The following is a 16,777-nucleotide window of genomic DNA, read 5'->3' on the forward strand; positions in this document are numbered from 1 at the left end:
GGGAGTCGTTTATGCAGATCCTCGAATCGGCCATTGATCCCCAGTCCGAAGAATTCGCCGAGAACGCCGCAGCGATGCAGCAGCACATCGAGACATTCCGCGACGTCGAGAAGCAGGTGCTTGCGCTGGCCGAATCCGCCCGCGAGAAGTTCACCAAGAAAGACAAGCTGCTGCCCCGCGACCGCATCAACCGACTTCTGGACCGCGGCACCCCGTTTCTCGAACTGTGTTCCCTGGCCGGCTACAAAATGTACGACGACAAGGACGGCAGCCTGGCCGGGGGCGGCATCATCGCCGGCATTGGCACCGTCAGCGGCATTCGCTGCCTGGTGGTCGCCAGCAACTGCGCCATCAAGGGCGGCACGATTACGCCGGCCGGTCTGGACAAGACCCTGCGCCTGCAGCAGATCGCGATGGAAAACAAGCTGCCGGTGGTCTCCCTGTCGGAAAGCGGCGGGGCCAACCTGAACTACGCGACCGACATCTTCGTGCTGGGCGCCCGGGGCTTTGCCAACCAGGCCCGGATGTCCGCCGCCGGCATTCCGCAGGTGACCGTGGTGCATGGCAATGCCACAGCGGGGGGCGCCTACCAGCCCGGGTTGTCCGACTACGTCATCGTGGTGCGCAACAAAGCCAAGATGTTCCTGGCCGGGCCGCCGCTGCTCAAAGCCGCCACCGGCGAGATCGCCATGGACGAGGAGTTGGGCGGTGCGGAAATGCACGCCGAGATCGCCGGCACCGCCGAATACCTGGCCGAGAACGACGCCGACGGCATTCGCCACGCCCGCGAGGTGCTGGATGCCCTGGCCTGGAACGAACATCGGCCACCGGCCCAATCTCCGGACTGGGAAGAGCCGCTCTATTCAACCGACGAACTGACCGGCGTGATCCCGGCCGATCCCAAGAAGCCCTACGACGTCCGTGAGATCCTCGCGCGCATCGCCGACGGCTCCCGTTTCCAGGACTTCAAGGCCGGCTACGACGACCAAACCGTCTGCGGCACGATCCGCATCTGCGGGCATCGCGTCGGCATCATCGGCAACAACGGCCCGATCACGCCGGAAGGCGCCACCAAGGCGGCGCAGTTCATCCAGCTCTGCGACCAGGCGGGCACGCCCATCCTGTTCCTGCACAACACCACCGGCTTCATGGTGGGCACCCACGCCGAGCAGCACGGCATCATCAAGCACGGGTCGAAAATGATCCAGGCGGTGGCCAATTGCCGGGTGCCGAAACTGGCGGTGGTCGTGGGCGGTTCCTACGGGGCCGGCAACTACGCGATGTGCGGTCGGGGATTGGATCCGCGTTTCATCTTCGCCTGGCCCAACAGCCGCACCGCCGTTATGGGCCCGGCCCAGGCCGGCAAAGTCATGCGGATCGTGGCCGAGGAAAAACAGCGGCGCAACGGTCTGGAGCCCGAAGAAAAAACGCTCGATTTCCTGGAGCAGGCGACGGCCAAGAAGCTGGAAGACGGCTCAACCGCCCTCTTCGGCACCGCCCGGCTCTGGGACGATGGCCTGATCGATCCGCGCGACACTCGCAAAGTACTGGCGATGGTGCTGTCGGTCTGTCGCGAGGCGGAACAACGGGAACTGCGCCCCAACAGCTTCGGCGTGGCGCGGTTGTAACAGGACAGCACGAACAATGTAGCCGATGCTTTAGCTTCGGAGGGCCCTCCAGGGCCCCGGCGCTTTACCGAAAGGTCAGATCGAAACCAATGGGTATCATCGCTGGAGAAAAGGACACGGACGTCCTTGACCGCAATAGCGGGCCAGGGATGGCCCTCTAGGGCGGCGGAAGCGATGATGCCCATTGGTTTCACGCCCCGGGGACAAAGCAGGCACCTTCGGCGCCTCCGAAGCTAAAGCGTCGGCTACACAAGAAACAAAGAAACAGAACACAAAGAACAACAGCCACCACAGACACAAGAACAAAGGGTATCCACATGCTATTCACCGAAGAACACGACGCTCTGCGCAAAACCGTCCGCGACTTTGTCGAAAAGGAGATCAACCCCCACTGCGACGAATGGGAAGAGGCCGGCACGTTCCCCATCCATGATGTATTCGGCAAGCTCGGCAAACTGGGCCTACTGGGCATTCACAAGCCCGAGGAATTCGGCGGCATGGGGCTGGACTACAGCTACAACCTGGTGGTTGCGGAAGAGCTGGGCACCGCGCACTGTGGCGGCGTGCCGCTGGCCGTCGGCGTGCAAACCGACATGTGTACACCCGCTCTCGCCCGGTTCGGCTCCGACGAACTCAAACGGGAATTCCTGGCCCCGGCCATCGCGGGTGACATGGTCGGCTGCATCGGCGTCAGCGAAGTGGGCGCCGGGTCCGACGTGGCCGGCATGAAAACCATCGCCCGCAAGGATGGCGACGATTACGTGATCAACGGCGCCAAGATGTGGATCACCAACTCCCCCAGCGCCGATTTCATCTGCCTGCTGGCCAACACCTCGGACGACAAGCCCCACAAGAACAAGTCGCTGATCATGGTGCCGATGAACACGCCGGGCATCTCCTTCTCGCCGCACCTGAACAAGCTGGGCATGCGTTCCTCCGAAACCGCCCAGGTGTTCTTCGACGACGTGCGGGTGCCGCAGCGCAACCGCATCGGCGCGGAAGGCACCGGCTTCATGATGCAGATGGTGCAGTTCCAGGAAGAGCGCATGTGGGGCGCCGCCAATGTGATCAAGGCGCTGGAGCACTGCATCGAGGTCACCATCGGCTACTGCCGGGAGCGCCAGACCTTCGGCCAGCCGCTGATCGACAACCAGTCCATCCACTTCCGCCTCGCCGAACTGCAGACCGAAGTGGAAGCGCTGCGCGCCCTTACCTATCAGGCGTGCGAGCTGCATATCCAGGGCAAGGACGTCACCCGCCTGGCGTCCATGGCCAAGCTCAAGGCCGGCCGACTGGGCCGAGAAGTCACCGACAGCTGCCTGCAATACTGGGGCGGCATGGGTTACATGTGGGACAACCCGCTGTCCCGCGCCTACCGCGATGTGCGGCTGGTGTCCATCGGCGGCGGCGCCGACGAGATCATGCTGGGCATCATCTGCAAGCTGATGGGCATCCTGCCCGGCAAGCACAAGGACTGATCCCATGACGACACTGCCCGATTGCGACACCCTGGCCCTCGATCAACGGGGGCCGGTGCTTCACCTGACGTTGAACCGGCCGGACGCCCGCAATGCCATGAGCCTGGCGATGGTCCGGGACATGGCGGCGGTGTTCGAGGCCATCGCGGATGATGACGCGATCCGCAGCGTGGTCCTGCGCGGCGCCGGCGGTCATTTCTGTGCCGGCGGCGATATCCGCGATATGGCGGCCGCCCGCTCCCAGAAGGCCACGGCGTACAACGATCCGTTCCGCGACCTGAACCGGGCCTTTGGTCGGTTGATCGAGACCGTCAACACGGCTCCTCAGATGGTCATTGCCATTCTTGAGGGCGCTGTGATGGGCGGCGGCTTCGGGCTGGCCTGCGTGAGCGACCTGGCCCTGGCCCGGGATACCGCAAAGTTCGCCATGCCGGAAACCAGCCTGGGCATCATTCCAGCCCAGATTGCGCCGTTCGTGGTGGAGCGCATCGGCCTGACCCAGGCCCGTCGGCTGGCCCTGCTGGGACTGAAGGTCGATGGCCACGAGGCGTGCCGTCTGGGTCTCGTGCATGCCGTGCACGACAGCGAAGAGGCCCTGACCGGTGCGCTCGATGACGCCCTCGCCAGCCTGATCCGCTGTGCGCCACACGCTACGGCGGCCACCAAAGCCCTGTTGCACCGGGTCGGCCACGAGCCGATGCCGTCCCTGCTGGACGACGCCGCGCAACAGTTCGCCGATGCGGTCCGGGGGGAGGAAGGCGCCGAAGGCACGACGGCCTTCATGCAAAAGCGGCCGCCCGCCTGGGCAACAACCGACGACACGCCATGAGGAATCCGGCCATGATCCACAAGATCCTGATCGCCAACCGTGGCGAAATCGCCGTGCGGATCCTGCGCACCGCCAACGCCCAGGGGTACCGAACGGTCGCGGTCTACAGCGATGCCGACGCCAACGCCCTGCACGTTCGTCTCGCCGACGAAGCGGTGCGCCTCGGGCCCGCCACCGTCAATGCATCCTATCTCAATGCCGACGCGATTCTGGACGCCGCCGCCCGCACAGGCGCGGATGCCATCCATCCGGGATACGGCTTTCTCTCGGAGAACGCCAGGTTTGCCGAGGCCTGCGCCGAAGCGGGCCTGAGCTTTATTGGTCCGCCCGCCTCCGCCATTGAGCTGATGGGCAGCAAACGCCGCTCCAAAGTGGCCATGCAGGAAGCCGGCGTGCCCGTCGTACCCGGATTCGAGGAAGCCGGCGCCAGCGATGACGCACTCCAGCAGGCGGCCAAATCCGTCGGCTTCCCGGTGATGATCAAGGCGTCTGCCGGGGGTGGCGGTCGCGGCATGCGGCTGGTCCACGAACCCGGCGAACTGGCCGACCAGATCCAGCGAGCCCGCTCGGAAGCCCAAAACGCTTTCGGCGACGACGAGCTGATCCTCGAAAAAGCCGTGATCGAGCCGCGCCACATCGAAATCCAGGTCTTCGCCGACACCCACGGCAACGTCATTCACCTCGGCGAACGCGACTGCTCCATCCAGCGCCGCCACCAGAAAGTGGTGGAAGAGGCCCCCTCTCCCTTCATGACCCCGGAACTGCGGGCGGCCATGGGCGAAGCGGCGGTCAAAGCCGCGAAAGCCTGCCACTACGTGGGCGCCGGTACCGTCGAGTTCCTGGTGGACCGGGAGCGGAACTTCTACTTCCTGGAAATGAACACACGACTGCAGGTCGAACACCCCGTCACCGAGTTGGTCACCGGCCAGGATCTGGTGCACTGGCAGGTACAGATCGCCGAAGGCGCTGAGCTGCCTCTGCGCCAGGAGGATGTCGCGCTCACCGGCCACGCCGTGGAGGTCCGGCTGTACGCCGAGGATCCCGCCGACCAGTTCATGCCGCAGACCGGGACGCTGGCCGACTACGCGCCGGCCCCCGTCGACGGCGTTCGCTACGACAGCGGCGTGCAGGCCGGCGATACTGTCACGCCTTTCTACGATCCCATGCTGGCCAAGGTGATCGCCTGCGGCAGCACCCGCGCCGATGCCATTCGCCGGCTGCGTCGGGCCCTGGAGGACATGCGCGTGATGGGCGTGACCACCAACCGCGCGTTCCTGAGTCGCATTCTGGGCCACCCGGTTTTCATCGAAGGAGCCGCAACCACCGCGTTTCTGGAGCAGGCTTTCGCCGATGACGAGAGCCTACAGCCAGCCGAGCCGTCCCTGACTGACTTGGGCCTGGCGGCGATCGTCTTTGCCCACCAGTCTGGCGACACCGGGAGCCGTTGGAGCAATAGCCTGCCCACGCCGCTGCCGTTCTGTCTGGCGGCGGGCGACGCGCACCATGAGATTGCCCTGCACTGGCACCACAGCGGCGTTGACGTCGTTCAGGGCGAACGTCGCATCCCTCTCCAGATCGTTTCAATCTCCGAATCCGAGCTGGACTATATCGACAATGGCGTTCGTCAGCGTTGCCAATACCTGCGTGATGGGGATCACCTATATTGGCAGCAGCTCAGCCGGAGCGTCTGCCTTCGCGACGTCACCCACGCGCCTGCCTCTGCTCTTGAGGGCAGCGCGTCGGACCGGGTTCTGGCCTCCATGGACGGCGCCATCATCGACGTGCGCGCGGAAGCCGGTCAGACGGTCAAACGGGGTGATACGCTGGTGGTATTGGAAGCCATGAAGATGGAGCACCCGCTGGTGGCGGAACGGGACGGCGAGATTGCCGCAGTCCACGTCAGCGCGGGTAACCAGGTCAAACGTCGCCAGTTGCTGGTCGAACTCGTCAGCGACGACGCATCCAACGAAGGAGCCACGGCATGAGCATGCATGGCAAAACCGTATTTATTACCGGCGGCAGTCGGGGTATCGGCCGGGCCATTGCCCTGGCCTGCGCCAGGGACGGCGCCAACGTTGTCATCGGCGCCAAGTCGGACCAACCGCACCCGAAACTGCCGGGCACGATTCACAGCGTCGCCGAGGAAATCGAAGCCGCCGGCGGCCGGGCGCTGCCGCTGGTGCTGGACGTGCGCGATGAGACTCTGGTCCGGGAACGGATCGACGAGGCGGGCGAACATTTCGGGGGCATCGACGCCCTGATCAACAACGCCGGGGCGATTCGCCTGCAGGGCGTGGAAAAGCTTCCGGTCAAACGCTACGACCTGATGCATGAGGTCAACACGCGAGCGGTGTTCAATTGCTCACAGGCCGCTCTGCCCTGGCTGAAACAGTCGGAGCGCGGGCATATCCTGAGCCTGTCGCCACCGATCAGCCTGGCGCCGAAATGGTTTGCACAATACGGCCCCTACACAACGACCAAATACGCCATGACGATGCTGACGCTCGGCATGGCCGAGGAATTCCGGTCTTACGGCATCGCGGTGAATGCCCTGTGGCCGAAAACGCTGATCTCGACCGCCGCCATTGAGTTCGAAGTGGGCGGTGCCGCGATGATGGCCCAGGGCCGCAAGCCGGAGATCATGGCCGATGCCGCGGTGGCCATTCTCAATCAGGATGCCGACGCTCTGACCGGGCAGGCGCTGATTGACGAGGACGTGCTGCGCCAGGCCGGCGTGACGGATTTCGAGGGCTATCGCTACGCCCCCGGTGATAAGCCGCTGCTGCCGGACCTGTTTCTCGATTAAAGCTCCGGGCGATGGTTCCGGGGTCGAATAGACGATAACAAGACACACGGAACGACGCATGAGCCAAGACACCATCTCCGTACGCGACATTGCCCGACAACTGCCCGGCGTGGTGCGCCGGGCACCGGCGATTGCCAAGGGGCTGTACTACTACTCCCTGAAGAACGACAGCAAGCCCCTGACCCTGGGCACCCTGGTGGAGCACAATGCCGTAAAGTACGGCACCCGGCCCGCCATCCTGGCCGACGACCGCCGCATCAGCTACGCCGAATTCAACGCCTGGGCCAACCGCATTGCCCACTACCTGCACGCCCAGGGCCTGAAAAAAGGCGACAGCATCGCAGTGCTGCTGGAGAACCGACCGGAACTGCTGGCCACCGTGGTCGGCGCCGCCAAGATTGGTGTCGCCTGCGCCATGCTCAACACCTCCCAGAATGGCAAGGTGCTGGCCCATAGCATCAACCTGATCGAACCGCAGATGATCGTGGTCGGCGAGGAGCTGGCGTCAGTCTTCGAGGGCGTCCGCCACCAGGTCACGCTGGGCCATCCGTCACCCTGCCTGTTCATGCCCGATACCGACTCTCTGCGGGATTCTGGCACCACACCGGGCGGGTACATCAACCTGGCGCAAATGATCAGCGGCTATCGCGGCAACAACCCCACGGTGAAGACCCCGCCCACGCTCGGCGACACCGCGGTCTACATCTACACGTCGGGCACCACCGGGCTACCCAAGGCCGCGCCGGGCTCCCATCGCAAGTTCATCAAAGCCTACGGCGGATTCGGTCTGATGACCCTGAACATGGGGCCCAACGACGTGCTCTACTGCACTCTGCCGCTGTATCACGCGACGGCGCTGCTGGTGTGCTGGGGCTCGGTGCTATCCGGTGGCTCGGCGATTGCCCTGCGCCGCCGGTTTTCCGCGTCCGCCTTCTGGGACGATGTGCGCCGCTACGGTGCCAGCACGTTCGGCTATGTGGGCGAGCTTTGTCGCTACCTGCTCAACCAGCCGCCCGGCCCCAACGACCGGCATCACGGCCTGACCAAGATGATCGGCAACGGCCTGCGCCCGTCGATCTGGAAGCCGTTCAAGGAACGTTTCGGCATCGAAACCGTGGCCGAACTCTACGCCTCCAGTGAAGGCAACATCGGCTTCAGCAACTTCTTCAATATGGAAAACACCGTCGGTTTCACCACCGCGCCCTACGCCCTGGTGAAATACCACGAGGGCACCCGCGACCCGGTGCGCAATGCAAAAGGCCGCATGGAAAAGGTCAAAGCGGGCGAACCGGGCCTGCTGCTGGGGGAAATCACCGCCAAGTGGGCGTTCGAGGGCTATACCCAGAAAGACGCCACGGAGAAATCCATCCTGCGTGACGTGTTCAAAAAGGGCGACGCCTGGTTCAATACCGGCGACGTACTCAAGGAAATCGGCTGGCGCCACCTGCAGTTCGTCGACCGCATGGGCGACACCTTCCGTTGGAAGGGCGAGAACGTCTCCACCACGGAGGTGGAAAACATCATCGACGAGTCCGGAATGGTGGAAGAAGCGATCGTCTACGGCGTGGACATTCCCGGCACCAACGGCAAAGCCGGGATGGTGACCCTGGTGCCCCAGCAAGGCGGCGTCGACGATTTCGACGTCGATGCCCTGTTTCGCTACCTGCAGGATAACCTGCCACCCTACGCCATTCCGGTGTTTGTTCGGGTGACGTCCGCTATCGAGAAGACCGGGACGTTCAAGTACAAGAAAGCGGATCTGAAGACCGCCGGCTATTCCGTGGATCGGCCGGGTGAGCGGGTGTATGCCTGGCTGCCGAGGGAGACGGGCTACACGCAGGTCGATGAGGCGTTGGTGAAACGGATTGAGGGTGGGGAGATCCCTTTTTAAAAGGCGACAACACTGGCGTTCGCCAAACAATGTAGCGGACGCTTCAGCTTCCGAGCAGGCCGCAGGCCTGCCCGATAGACCCGGGGCTCTGACGGGCCCTCCGAAGCTGAAGCGTCGGCTACATTAAAGATCGTGACCGCAGGTCGAGCGATACGATCACAACCTCACAGCTCAGCCGACTTTCAGCACCACCTTGCCCGTCGCCTTGCGCCCGGTCAGCGCATTCAGCGCCCCTACGTAATCCTCAAACGCAAACGTCTCGCTGATCTTCGGCTTGATCTTGCCCTCGCCATAGAGCTTGAGCAGATCCATCATGTTCTGGGCGCTGACCTCCGGTTCCATGCGGGTGAAGTTGCCCCAGAAGACGCCGATCAGCGCACAGCCTTTCAGCAGGGTCAGGTTGGCAGGCACCTTGGGGATGTCGCCGGCCGCGAAACCGATGACCAGGTGACGCCCGTTCCACGCCATGGCGCGCAGGGCCTGCTCGGTGAAGTCGCCGCCGACCGGGTCATAGATCACATCCACGCCCTTGTTGCTGGTCAGCTTCTTGACCGTCTCTTTAAGCGGCTCTTCGGAATAGTTGATCAATTCGTCGGCGCCGGCCTCTTTGGCGATGGCCAGCTTCTCGGCGCTGCTGGCCGCGGCAATCACGTGAGCGCCCATGGCCTTGCCCAGCTCGACCGTGGCCATCCCCACACCGCCGCTGGCGCCCAGCACCAACAGGGTCTCACCCGGCTGGATGTTGGCACGCTGCTTGAGGGCGTGATAGGAGGTGCCGTAGACCATGGTAAAGGCCGCGGCTTCTTCATCGCTCATGCCATCCGGCACCGGCAGCAGGTTGGCTTCGGCGGCGACGATTTCCTCGGCGAAAGCGCCGAAGCCAGTCAGCCCCATGACCCGGTCGCCCGGCTTGAAGCGGGTGACCTTCTCGCCCACCTCGAGTACTTCACCGGCCATTTCACCGCCCGGAGAGAACGGCATGGTCGGCTTGAGCTGATACTTGCCTTCGATAATCAGCGTGTCCGGAAAGTTGAGACCGGCCGCCTTGACGCGGACTTTGACACCACTGGCCTTGGCCTCCGGTGAAGCCACATCCTCGATCACCAGCGTTTCCGCCGGGCCGTATTCCTTACACAGAATGGCGCGCATGGCATGCCCTCTAGTTGTGATTGATTCGGCGAATGGATGCGGTCAAGCTAATGCGATTGTCAGGATGAGGCAAATCAATATCAGTTATTCTTCCGCATAAACAGTATTTATGTGGATCTGAGGAGAGGACGATGGTTTACGTCTGGAGCGGGCTCTTCGCCGCTGTACTGCTGTGGTCGGGGATCGAGCCGTTCGACCGGCTGACCTGGGTGCTGGAAGTCCTGCCCGCCGTGCTGGGCGCACTGGCCCTGGCGGTGACACGGTCGCGCTTTCCCCTGACGCCGCTGCTCTATGTCCTGATCCTGGCCCACTGCGTGATCCTGATCGTGGGCGGCCACTACACCTACGCCAACGTGCCGCTGTTCGACTGGCTCGGCGACCTGTTCGGCTGGGAACGCAACAATTACGACAAACTCGGGCATTTTGCCCAGGGCTTCGTGCCAGTCATGATTGCCCGGGAAATCGTATTGCGGCTGGAGGTGATTCGCCCCGGCGCCTGGACGAATTTCTTCACCGTCTGCTTCGCCCTGGCCCTGAGCGCCTTCTACGAACTGATCGAATGGTGGGTGGCACTGGCCAGCGGCCAGGACGCGGAAGCCTTCCTGGGGACCCAGGGCTACGTCTGGGACACCCAGTCGGACATGCTCTGGTGCCTGAGCGGCGCCATCGTGGCCCTGCTCACCCTCAGTCGCTGGCACGACCGTCAACTGGGGGCGTTCAGCGGCCGCTGACGATCACCACAGGATCGCGGCCGACGCCAGCGCGCCGACCACGATCACCGCGCCCGCCAGCACCAGCCCGAAGCGCTCGAACGATCCGGATTTGCGCTCAGTCCCGGGCAGCCCCTCGCGCCCGTCACGCAGCATGTCGATCATCGACTGGACCAGCGCCCCGTCAAACACGAAGGGGTTGAACCGCTCCATTCCGGCCTGCTCCAACAGGTGGTTGACCTCAGCGTCGATGGGGACGTATTTCATGGACCAGTCGATGAAGGAGCGGCGCTTGATGGGTTCCTCCATCAGCAGGGTCACCTCGCGATGGCGCTCGTCGTCACGCAGCCGGTTGAACAGCTCGTGGACCTTGTCCGATTCGCCTTCCAGGCACTGGAAGAAGAAACCGTCGCCGAAGTACAGACCGCCCACCAGTCCCTGACGTGGGTTATTACGACGAGAGGCCATAAGAATTCTCGCCACATGCGGCTCGACACCCTGGCTGTCCGGCCGGGGCTGGAAATTGGCCTTACTGGCGTAGGCGAGACGAATCAATGCCATTCCGGTCTCCTGTGGTGGGATGTTTCAGGACGCCTTGCCATTCCTACCCCGCAAAGCTGGATCCGGATCACCCACCCTCCAGATTGACCTGCGGAAATTCAGTACCCGCTCGGGGTGAAGCGCTCCGCGATTTCCTGTATCCTGCGCGCCCTTCTGCTCAGGAACTGACCAAACGGTCCAAACCCGCCAGGACGCGCCGACTCAGAACGACCGGTTTTAGAGATGCATCTACCTGATATTCTTTATTTTCTCGAAACCATCGGGATCATCGCCTTTGCCATTTCCGGCATGATCGCCGCACGCAAAGCCAATATGGACCCGGTGGGGATCTTCACCATCGCCTTCGTCACCGCGCTGGGCGGCGGCACCCTGCGCGACCTGATCATGGACAACCACCCGGTGTACTGGATTCGCCACGAGGAGATGCCCATCCTGATCCTGCTCATGGCGGTGGTGTTCAGCTACTACCAGCGACTGGGCCGCATCCGCGAATCCTTTATCCTGCTGCCGGACGCCATCGGCCTGGCCGTTTTTTCCATCCTTGGCGCGCAGTTGGCATTGGACCTCGGTCACTCCTTCTTTATCGCCTCGCTGCTGGGCGTGATGACCGGAACCTTCGGCGGAGCCCTGCGAGACACCTTGTGCAACGAAGTGCCGTTTATCTTCCGCAAGGACCAGATCTACGCCTCCATTGCCTTTGCCGGCTGCTGGGTCTACTTCGCCTGCCTGTGGGCCTTGCAGAACGAAACCCTGGCCCTGGGCATCGGCCTGCTGTTCATTGTGGCGGTCCGCCTGCTGGCGGTGCGTTTCGACATCCGCCTGCAACGGGATGCCAGAACCCACTGACGGATACCGTGAAACGTTGACGCGTTTTTGGCCATAACCCCGGACGGCGGCTAAGATTTCCGTTCCGACTGACGCGGAAAGGATTGTCCCGACCGGCTCCCGGAGCGGAGCCTTAATCAAGCTTTCATTCACCATTCCAAGGCAGACCCATGCTCGAAAGACTGTTCCAGCTCAAGGCCCATGGCACCGATGTGCGTCGTGAGGTCATCGCCGGTATCACCACCTTCCTGACGATGGCCTACATCATCGTCGTCAACCCCAGCATCCTGTCCGGCAGTGGCATGGACTTCGGTGCCGTATTCGTCGCCACCTGTCTGGCAGCCGCCATCGGCACACTGATCATGGGTCTGTGGGCCAACTACCCGATTGCCCTCGCGCCGGGCATGGGCCTGAACGCCTTCTTCTCCTTCACGGTGGTCGGCAGCATGGGTTACAGCTGGCAGGTGGCGCTGGGCGCGGTGTTCCTGTCCGGCTTTATTTTCTTCCTGCTGAGCGTGTTCCGCATCCGGGAATGGATCATCAACAGCATTCCACTGTCTCTGCGCTTCGGCATTTCCGCCGGTATCGGTTTCTTCCTGGCGCTGATCGCCCTGAAAAACGCCGGCATCGTCGTCGATAATCCCGCGACCCTGGTCGGCCTGGGCGACGTCCAGACACCGGAAACCCTGCTCTTTGCCGGCGGCTTCCTGCTGATCTGCGCCCTGTCCTACCGCCAGATCACCGGCGCCGTGATGATCGGCATCATCGCCGTCACGGTCGTAGCCATGATGCTGGGTCTGGTCGAGTTCGACGGCTTCGTGTCCGCCCCGCCCAGCCTGGCGCCCACCTTCATGCAGCTGGACATCGCCGGCGCCCTGAACGTGGGTCTGGTGAGCATCGTCTTCGCGTTCCTGTTCGTAGACCTGTTCGATACCTCCGGCACGCTGATCGGCGCCGCCCAGCGCGGTGGCCTGCTGGACAAGGACGGCAAGCTGCCGCGCCTGGGCCGGGCGTTGATGTCCGACTCCGTGGCCACCATGTCCGGCGCGGCGCTGGGCACCTCGACCACCACCAGCTACATCGAATCCACCGCCGGCATCTCCGCCGGTGGCCGCACCGGCCTGACCGCCGTGGTGGTGGCCATCCTGTTCCTGGCGTGCCTGCTGTTGTCGCCGATTGCCAGCATCATCCCGGCCTACGCCACCGCACCGGCCCTGCTTTATGTCGCCGTGCTGATGACCAGCGGCCTGAAGCTGATCGAGTGGGACGACGTCACCGATGCAGCGCCCGCGGTCGTTACAGCGCTGGTGATGCCGCTGACCTTCTCCATCGCCAACGGCATCGCCATGGGCTTCATCACCTACGCCCTGATCAAGGCCCTGAGCGGACGCTGGTCCCACCTGAACGCCAGCGTGGTGATCATCGCGATTATCTTCATCCTGAAATTCATTTTCCTGAGCGAATAAACCGGCGCAGGGCGCAGCCCGCGCTGCGCCCGCCCGGCCAAAGGTCAATCCCATGGACTACTTTTCCGAAAGCATCAAGCAAGCCATCCGCACCGTGCCGGACTGGCCCGAACCCGGCGTTCAGTTCCGCGACATCACCACGGTCCTGCAGGATCGCACCGCTTTCCGCAAACTGATCGACGCCTTCGTGCACCGCTACCACGGCCAGGAAATCGACGCCATTGCGGCCGTGGACGCGCGCGGCTTCATCATCGGTTCAGCGCTGGCGTATGAACTCAACGCCGGCCTGGTGCTGGTGCGCAAGAAAGGCAAGCTGCCGTTCGACACCCTGGTGGAAGACTACCAGCTGGAATACGGCACGGCGTCCGTCGAGCTCCACAAGGACGCCTTCAAGCCTGGCGACAAGGTGGTGCTGGTGGACGATCTGATCGCCACCGGCGGCACCATGCTGGCGGCCTCCCGGCTGATCCGCCGCATCGGCGCGGAGATCTTCGAGGCGGCGGCCATGATCGATCTGCCCGACCTGGGAGGCTCCGCCAAGCTGCGGGATGAGGGCCTCAACGTCTACACCGTGTGCGAATTCGCCGGGGATTGATTTCAGACAATTGATTCCCGACTCGGGTGGTGGCACTGTGCTGTCCTCAATGTGCAATTGAAGGACAGCACCTGTCATGCACGCCTATCAACATCTCTGGCACACCGGAAACCCCATTGAACTGCCCCTTGGCAAGATCGTCTGCGTCGGCCGTAACTACGCCGCCCACGCCAGGGAGCTGAACAACCCGATTCCCGATACCCCCTTGCTGTTTATCAAGCCGGCGACCGCCGCCACAGCCATGGAACAATCCATCCAGCTGCCCCAGGGGCGTGGCGAGGTTCATTTTGAAACCGAGCTGGCCGTACTGATCGGCAACCCGCTCACCAACGCCACCGAAGCCGACGTCCGAGAGGCCATCCTGGGCTACGGCCTGGCGCTGGACCTGACCCTGCGCGATGTACAAAGCCAGCTCAAGGCCAAAGGGCAGCCCTGGGAGCGCGCCAAGGCCTTCGACGGCGCCTGCCCGCTGTCGCCCTTCGTACCCGCTGAGGCGCTGGATCATGGCGATCCCATCGCCTTCTCCCTCGACATCGACGACCACCGTCAGCAGACCGGCACCACCCGCGACATGCTGTTCCCGCTGGTGCCGCTGATCGCGCACATGAGCGAGCATTTCACCCTGATGCCGGGCGATGTGGTGCTCACCGGCACGCCGGAAGGCGTCGGACCGCTCTATCCCGGCCAGAAGCTGAGTCTGGCCCTGAACGAGAGCCTGATGGTGGAGACCCAGGTCAGCCGTTGACTGCTGGGTCCGACGCAGCCGCGGCAAGGATGTGACGCTTCCCGTCGCCCTCGCACGGCGACGGGGTTAAACTCGGACTCCGAAATCGCCGTATAGACAGGGACCGACCAGCCGCACCCGAGCGGCTGCAACGAGGGTTGGGGTGACCAGTATGGCCAGGAAACCGGTAACGACCCGAGGGGGACGTTTTTTCAAACTCGCCGGCATGACGGCTTCGGTGGCCGGCCAGTACGCCGGACAACGGGCGCGTCGCCTGCTTCGCCGGGAAGAGGATGAACAGGCCCGCAGCGAGCATTACACCCGCATGGCGGGCCAGATCGCCGACACCCTGGGCGAACTCAAGGGCGCGGTCATGAAGGTCGGCCAGATCGCCTCCCAGACCCAGGACTTCCTGCCCCAGGAGTTTTCCGACGCCCTGCAGAAGCTGCAGAAAGAAGCGCCGCCGATGCCGTTCGAGGTCATCGTCGAGCAGATTGAAACCGAGCTGGGCAAGCCTTTGGGGGAGGCCTTCGATTACCTGCAGGAAGCTCCCTACGCTGCGGCCTCGATCGGCCAGGTCCATCGGGGCCGTCTGCACAGCGGCGAGGACGTGATCGTCAAGGTGCAGTACCCGGGCGTGGACGAATCCTGCGATTCGGACCTGCGACAGCTGCGCACCGCGCTACGCCTCGGCGGGCTGCTCAAAATGCCGAAAGAGAGCGTGGACCAGCTTTTCGGCGAGATCCGCGAACGCCTGCAGGAAGAGCTGGACTACGAGAACGAAGCCCGCAACCTGCGCCAGTTCGGCGAATTCCACCAGGACGACGCCAAGGTCGTTATCCCGGCGGTGATCGACAGCCACTCCACTCGCCGGGTGCTCACGCTGGAACTGGTGGAAGGCGACCACATCAGCGAGGTGACCGCCGAGCACTACGACCAGGCCACCCTCAACGACATCGGCAACCGCATCTTCCGCACCATGGCGGACCAGCTATTCCGCTTTAACGCCATCCACGGCGACCCCCACGCCGGCAACTTCGCCTTCCGGCCGGACGGCACCCTGATCATGTACGACTTCGGCTGCGTCAAGAAGCTCAAACCCGCCATTGTCGAGTCCTATCGCAAGGCCCTGATCGCGGCGCTGGAAGAGGACTACGAGGCGCTGGACCGGCACCTGATTGACCTGGGAGCCCGGGTACAAAGCCAGCCGGCGGTGGACGATGCCTACTACGCCATGTGGCGGGACATCCTGATCAAACCCTTCGACACGGACGCCCCCTACGATTTCGCCGAGTCGGAGATCCACAAGGACGTCGCGGCCAAGACCCCGACAGTCTTCAAATACCTGGACTACTTCCAGCCGCCGGTGGAGAGCCTGTTCATCGACCGCATGATCGCCGGCCACTACTGGATGATGAAGCGACTGGGCGTGCAGGCGGCCTTCCGGCCGGAGCTGGAGCGCTACCTGAACAGCGCCTGACGTCGACGGACGGCAAAGCAGCGAACACCTTGCACCGTTGCCGACATCGCTGGACAATCCATCGCCCGTGTCCACCTTTGCAGCCGCACCGCCGGTTCAGGAGCTACCCCGATGAGCGATCAACCGCAACAACCCGACAACAACAAGGATGAGGACGCCGTCGCGTTCGCCGAGGGCCTGTTCGAGCTGGCCCGCAACGGTGGTGCCGGCATGCTCGCCACGCTCCTCCACGCCGGCGTTCCGGTGGGCCTGCGCACCCGCGACGGCGACAGTCTGCTGATGCTCGCCGTCGGCAGCGGTCATGTGGAGACGGTGAAACTGCTGCTCGACAGCAAGGCCGATCCCAACCTCGCCAACCACGACGGGAAAACGCCGTTGCGGGCCGCTGTGGATCAGGACAACGAAGCGCTGGTGGACGCGCTGTTGGAAAAAGGGGCCGACGCGAACAGTCGACCCGAAGGGGCCAAGACGGTGTTGATGGTCGCGGCGGAGCACAACCGCCGGACGCTGGTAGAACGACTGCTGCTGGCCGGCGCCGACCGGGACGCGGTGGATGCCGACGGTCAGACGGCCCTGGATCGGGCCCGGGCCGCCGACGCGCAGGACGTCATCCCGCTGCTGCAGTAAAGCGCAGC

15 protein-coding genes are annotated in these 16,777 nt (G+C 63.6%); 13 read left to right on the plus strand and 2 right to left on the minus strand.

Features of this window, described 5'->3' with window-relative positions; translation table 11 throughout:
• Positions 1–11: 11 nt before the first annotated feature.
• From GQB00_RS05635 to GQB00_RS05660, 6 genes are all read left to right on the plus strand, one after another.
• A complete protein-coding gene (locus tag GQB00_RS05635; protein WP_165855494.1) occupies positions 12–1,628 on the plus strand; it encodes an acyl-CoA carboxylase subunit beta in 1,617 nt (538 codons plus the stop codon).
• A 317-nt stretch (positions 1,629–1,945) separates the two neighbouring features.
• Positions 1,946–3,106 (plus strand): citronellyl-CoA dehydrogenase, encoded by a 1,161-nt coding sequence (gene atuD / locus GQB00_RS05640; RefSeq protein ID WP_165855495.1) that lies wholly within the window; start codon positions 1,946–1,948, stop codon positions 3,104–3,106.
• Between the two features lie 4 nt (positions 3,107–3,110).
• Entirely contained in the window at positions 3,111–3,935 is an 825-nt protein-coding gene (locus GQB00_RS05645; RefSeq protein WP_165855496.1) for an enoyl-CoA hydratase/isomerase family protein, read from the plus strand.
• A gap of 11 nt (positions 3,936–3,946) precedes the next feature.
• The gene (locus GQB00_RS05650; RefSeq protein ID WP_165855497.1) at positions 3,947–5,920 is read left to right on the plus strand and encodes an acetyl/propionyl/methylcrotonyl-CoA carboxylase subunit alpha; all 1,974 of its coding nucleotides are present in this window, start codon (positions 3,947–3,949) and stop codon (positions 5,918–5,920) included.
• Positions 5,917–6,741 (plus strand): SDR family oxidoreductase, encoded by an 825-nt coding sequence (locus GQB00_RS05655; protein ID WP_165855498.1) that lies wholly within the window; start codon positions 5,917–5,919, stop codon positions 6,739–6,741. The genes GQB00_RS05650 and GQB00_RS05655 overlap by 4 nt, the downstream gene beginning before the upstream one ends.
• Before the next feature lie 58 nt (positions 6,742–6,799).
• Complete coding sequence (locus GQB00_RS05660) at positions 6,800–8,632, plus strand: long-chain-acyl-CoA synthetase (protein ID WP_165855499.1); 1,833 nt, start codon at positions 6,800–6,802, stop codon at positions 8,630–8,632.
• Between the two features lie 171 nt (positions 8,633–8,803).
• On the opposite strand, the gene GQB00_RS05665 is transcribed toward GQB00_RS05660, so the two are convergent.
• On the minus strand, positions 8,804–9,781 hold the full coding sequence (locus GQB00_RS05665) for an NADPH:quinone oxidoreductase family protein (protein WP_165855500.1): 978 nt from the start codon (positions 9,779–9,781) through the stop codon (positions 8,804–8,806).
• Between the two features lie 131 nt (positions 9,782–9,912).
• Here GQB00_RS05665 and GQB00_RS05670 point away from each other — a divergent pair, with 131 nt between their 5' ends.
• The gene (locus GQB00_RS05670) at positions 9,913–10,512 is read left to right on the plus strand and encodes a DUF2238 domain-containing protein (RefSeq protein WP_165855501.1); all 600 of its coding nucleotides are present in this window, start codon (positions 9,913–9,915) and stop codon (positions 10,510–10,512) included.
• Positions 10,513–10,515: 3 nt separating this feature from the next.
• Here GQB00_RS05670 and GQB00_RS05675 read toward each other — a convergent pair whose 3' ends face one another.
• On the minus strand, positions 10,516–11,052 hold the full coding sequence (locus GQB00_RS05675) for a BLUF domain-containing protein (RefSeq protein ID WP_165855502.1): 537 nt from the start codon (positions 11,050–11,052) through the stop codon (positions 10,516–10,518).
• A 222-nt stretch (positions 11,053–11,274) separates the two neighbouring features.
• On the opposite strand from GQB00_RS05675, the gene GQB00_RS05680 reads away from it, so the two are divergent.
• From GQB00_RS05680 to GQB00_RS05705, 6 genes are all read left to right on the plus strand, one after another.
• Positions 11,275–11,898: a trimeric intracellular cation channel family protein gene (locus tag GQB00_RS05680; protein ID WP_165855503.1), complete on the plus strand. Its 624-nt coding sequence runs from the start codon at positions 11,275–11,277 to the stop codon at positions 11,896–11,898.
• Positions 11,899–12,047: 149 nt separating this feature from the next.
• On the plus strand, positions 12,048–13,343 hold the full coding sequence (locus GQB00_RS05685) for an NCS2 family permease (RefSeq protein ID WP_165855504.1): 1,296 nt from the start codon (positions 12,048–12,050) through the stop codon (positions 13,341–13,343).
• A 52-nt stretch (positions 13,344–13,395) separates the two neighbouring features.
• Positions 13,396–13,938, plus strand: coding sequence for an adenine phosphoribosyltransferase (locus GQB00_RS05690; protein WP_111495649.1), 543 nt, complete (start codon positions 13,396–13,398; stop codon positions 13,936–13,938).
• A gap of 76 nt (positions 13,939–14,014) precedes the next feature.
• Positions 14,015–14,683 carry a fumarylacetoacetate hydrolase family protein gene (locus GQB00_RS05695; protein ID WP_165855505.1) on the plus strand — a complete coding sequence of 223 codons (669 nt, stop codon included), beginning with the start codon at positions 14,015–14,017 and terminating at the stop codon, positions 14,681–14,683.
• 151 nt (positions 14,684–14,834) lie between these two features.
• Complete coding sequence (locus GQB00_RS05700) at positions 14,835–16,142, plus strand: ABC1 kinase family protein (protein WP_165855506.1); 1,308 nt, start codon at positions 14,835–14,837, stop codon at positions 16,140–16,142.
• A gap of 111 nt (positions 16,143–16,253) precedes the next feature.
• The gene (locus GQB00_RS05705) at positions 16,254–16,769 is read left to right on the plus strand and encodes an ankyrin repeat domain-containing protein (protein ID WP_165855507.1); all 516 of its coding nucleotides are present in this window, start codon (positions 16,254–16,256) and stop codon (positions 16,767–16,769) included.
• Positions 16,770–16,777: the final 8 nt, after the last annotated feature.

Origin of the sequence: Marinobacter sp. JSM 1782161 (assembly GCF_011421605.1) — a bacterium.
Lineage (GTDB): Bacteria > Pseudomonadota > Gammaproteobacteria > Pseudomonadales > Oleiphilaceae > Marinobacter_A > Marinobacter_A bohaiensis.

Excerpts from the sequence above, each read along its gene's own strand:
- GQB00_RS05645 (WP_165855496.1), top strand. The coding sequence starts at position 3,111 with ATGACGACACTGCCCGATTGCGACACCCTGGCCCTCGATCAACGGGGG.
- GQB00_RS05655 (WP_165855498.1), top strand. The coding sequence starts at position 5,917 with ATGAGCATGCATGGCAAAACCGTATTTATTACCGGCGGCAGTCGGGGT.
- GQB00_RS05690 (WP_111495649.1), top strand. The coding sequence starts at position 13,396 with ATGGACTACTTTTCCGAAAGCATCAAGCAAGCCATCCGCACCGTGCCG.
- GQB00_RS05650 (WP_165855497.1), top strand. The coding sequence starts at position 3,947 with ATGATCCACAAGATCCTGATCGCCAACCGTGGCGAAATCGCCGTGCGG.
- GQB00_RS05680 (WP_165855503.1), top strand. The coding sequence starts at position 11,275 with ATGCATCTACCTGATATTCTTTATTTTCTCGAAACCATCGGGATCATC.
- GQB00_RS05695 (WP_165855505.1), top strand. The coding sequence starts at position 14,015 with ATGCACGCCTATCAACATCTCTGGCACACCGGAAACCCCATTGAACTG.
- GQB00_RS05700 (WP_165855506.1), top strand. The coding sequence starts at position 14,835 with ATGGCCAGGAAACCGGTAACGACCCGAGGGGGACGTTTTTTCAAACTC.
- GQB00_RS05705 (WP_165855507.1), top strand. The coding sequence starts at position 16,254 with ATGAGCGATCAACCGCAACAACCCGACAACAACAAGGATGAGGACGCC.
- GQB00_RS05660 (WP_165855499.1), top strand. The coding sequence starts at position 6,800 with ATGAGCCAAGACACCATCTCCGTACGCGACATTGCCCGACAACTGCCC.
- atuD (WP_165855495.1), top strand. The coding sequence starts at position 1,946 with ATGCTATTCACCGAAGAACACGACGCTCTGCGCAAAACCGTCCGCGAC.
- GQB00_RS05675 (WP_165855502.1), bottom strand. The coding sequence starts at position 11,052 with ATGGCATTGATTCGTCTCGCCTACGCCAGTAAGGCCAATTTCCAGCCC.
- GQB00_RS05635 (WP_165855494.1), top strand. The coding sequence starts at position 12 with ATGCAGATCCTCGAATCGGCCATTGATCCCCAGTCCGAAGAATTCGCC.
- GQB00_RS05670 (WP_165855501.1), top strand. The coding sequence starts at position 9,913 with ATGGTTTACGTCTGGAGCGGGCTCTTCGCCGCTGTACTGCTGTGGTCG.
- GQB00_RS05685 (WP_165855504.1), top strand. The coding sequence starts at position 12,048 with ATGCTCGAAAGACTGTTCCAGCTCAAGGCCCATGGCACCGATGTGCGT.
- GQB00_RS05665 (WP_165855500.1), bottom strand. The coding sequence starts at position 9,781 with ATGCGCGCCATTCTGTGTAAGGAATACGGCCCGGCGGAAACGCTGGTG.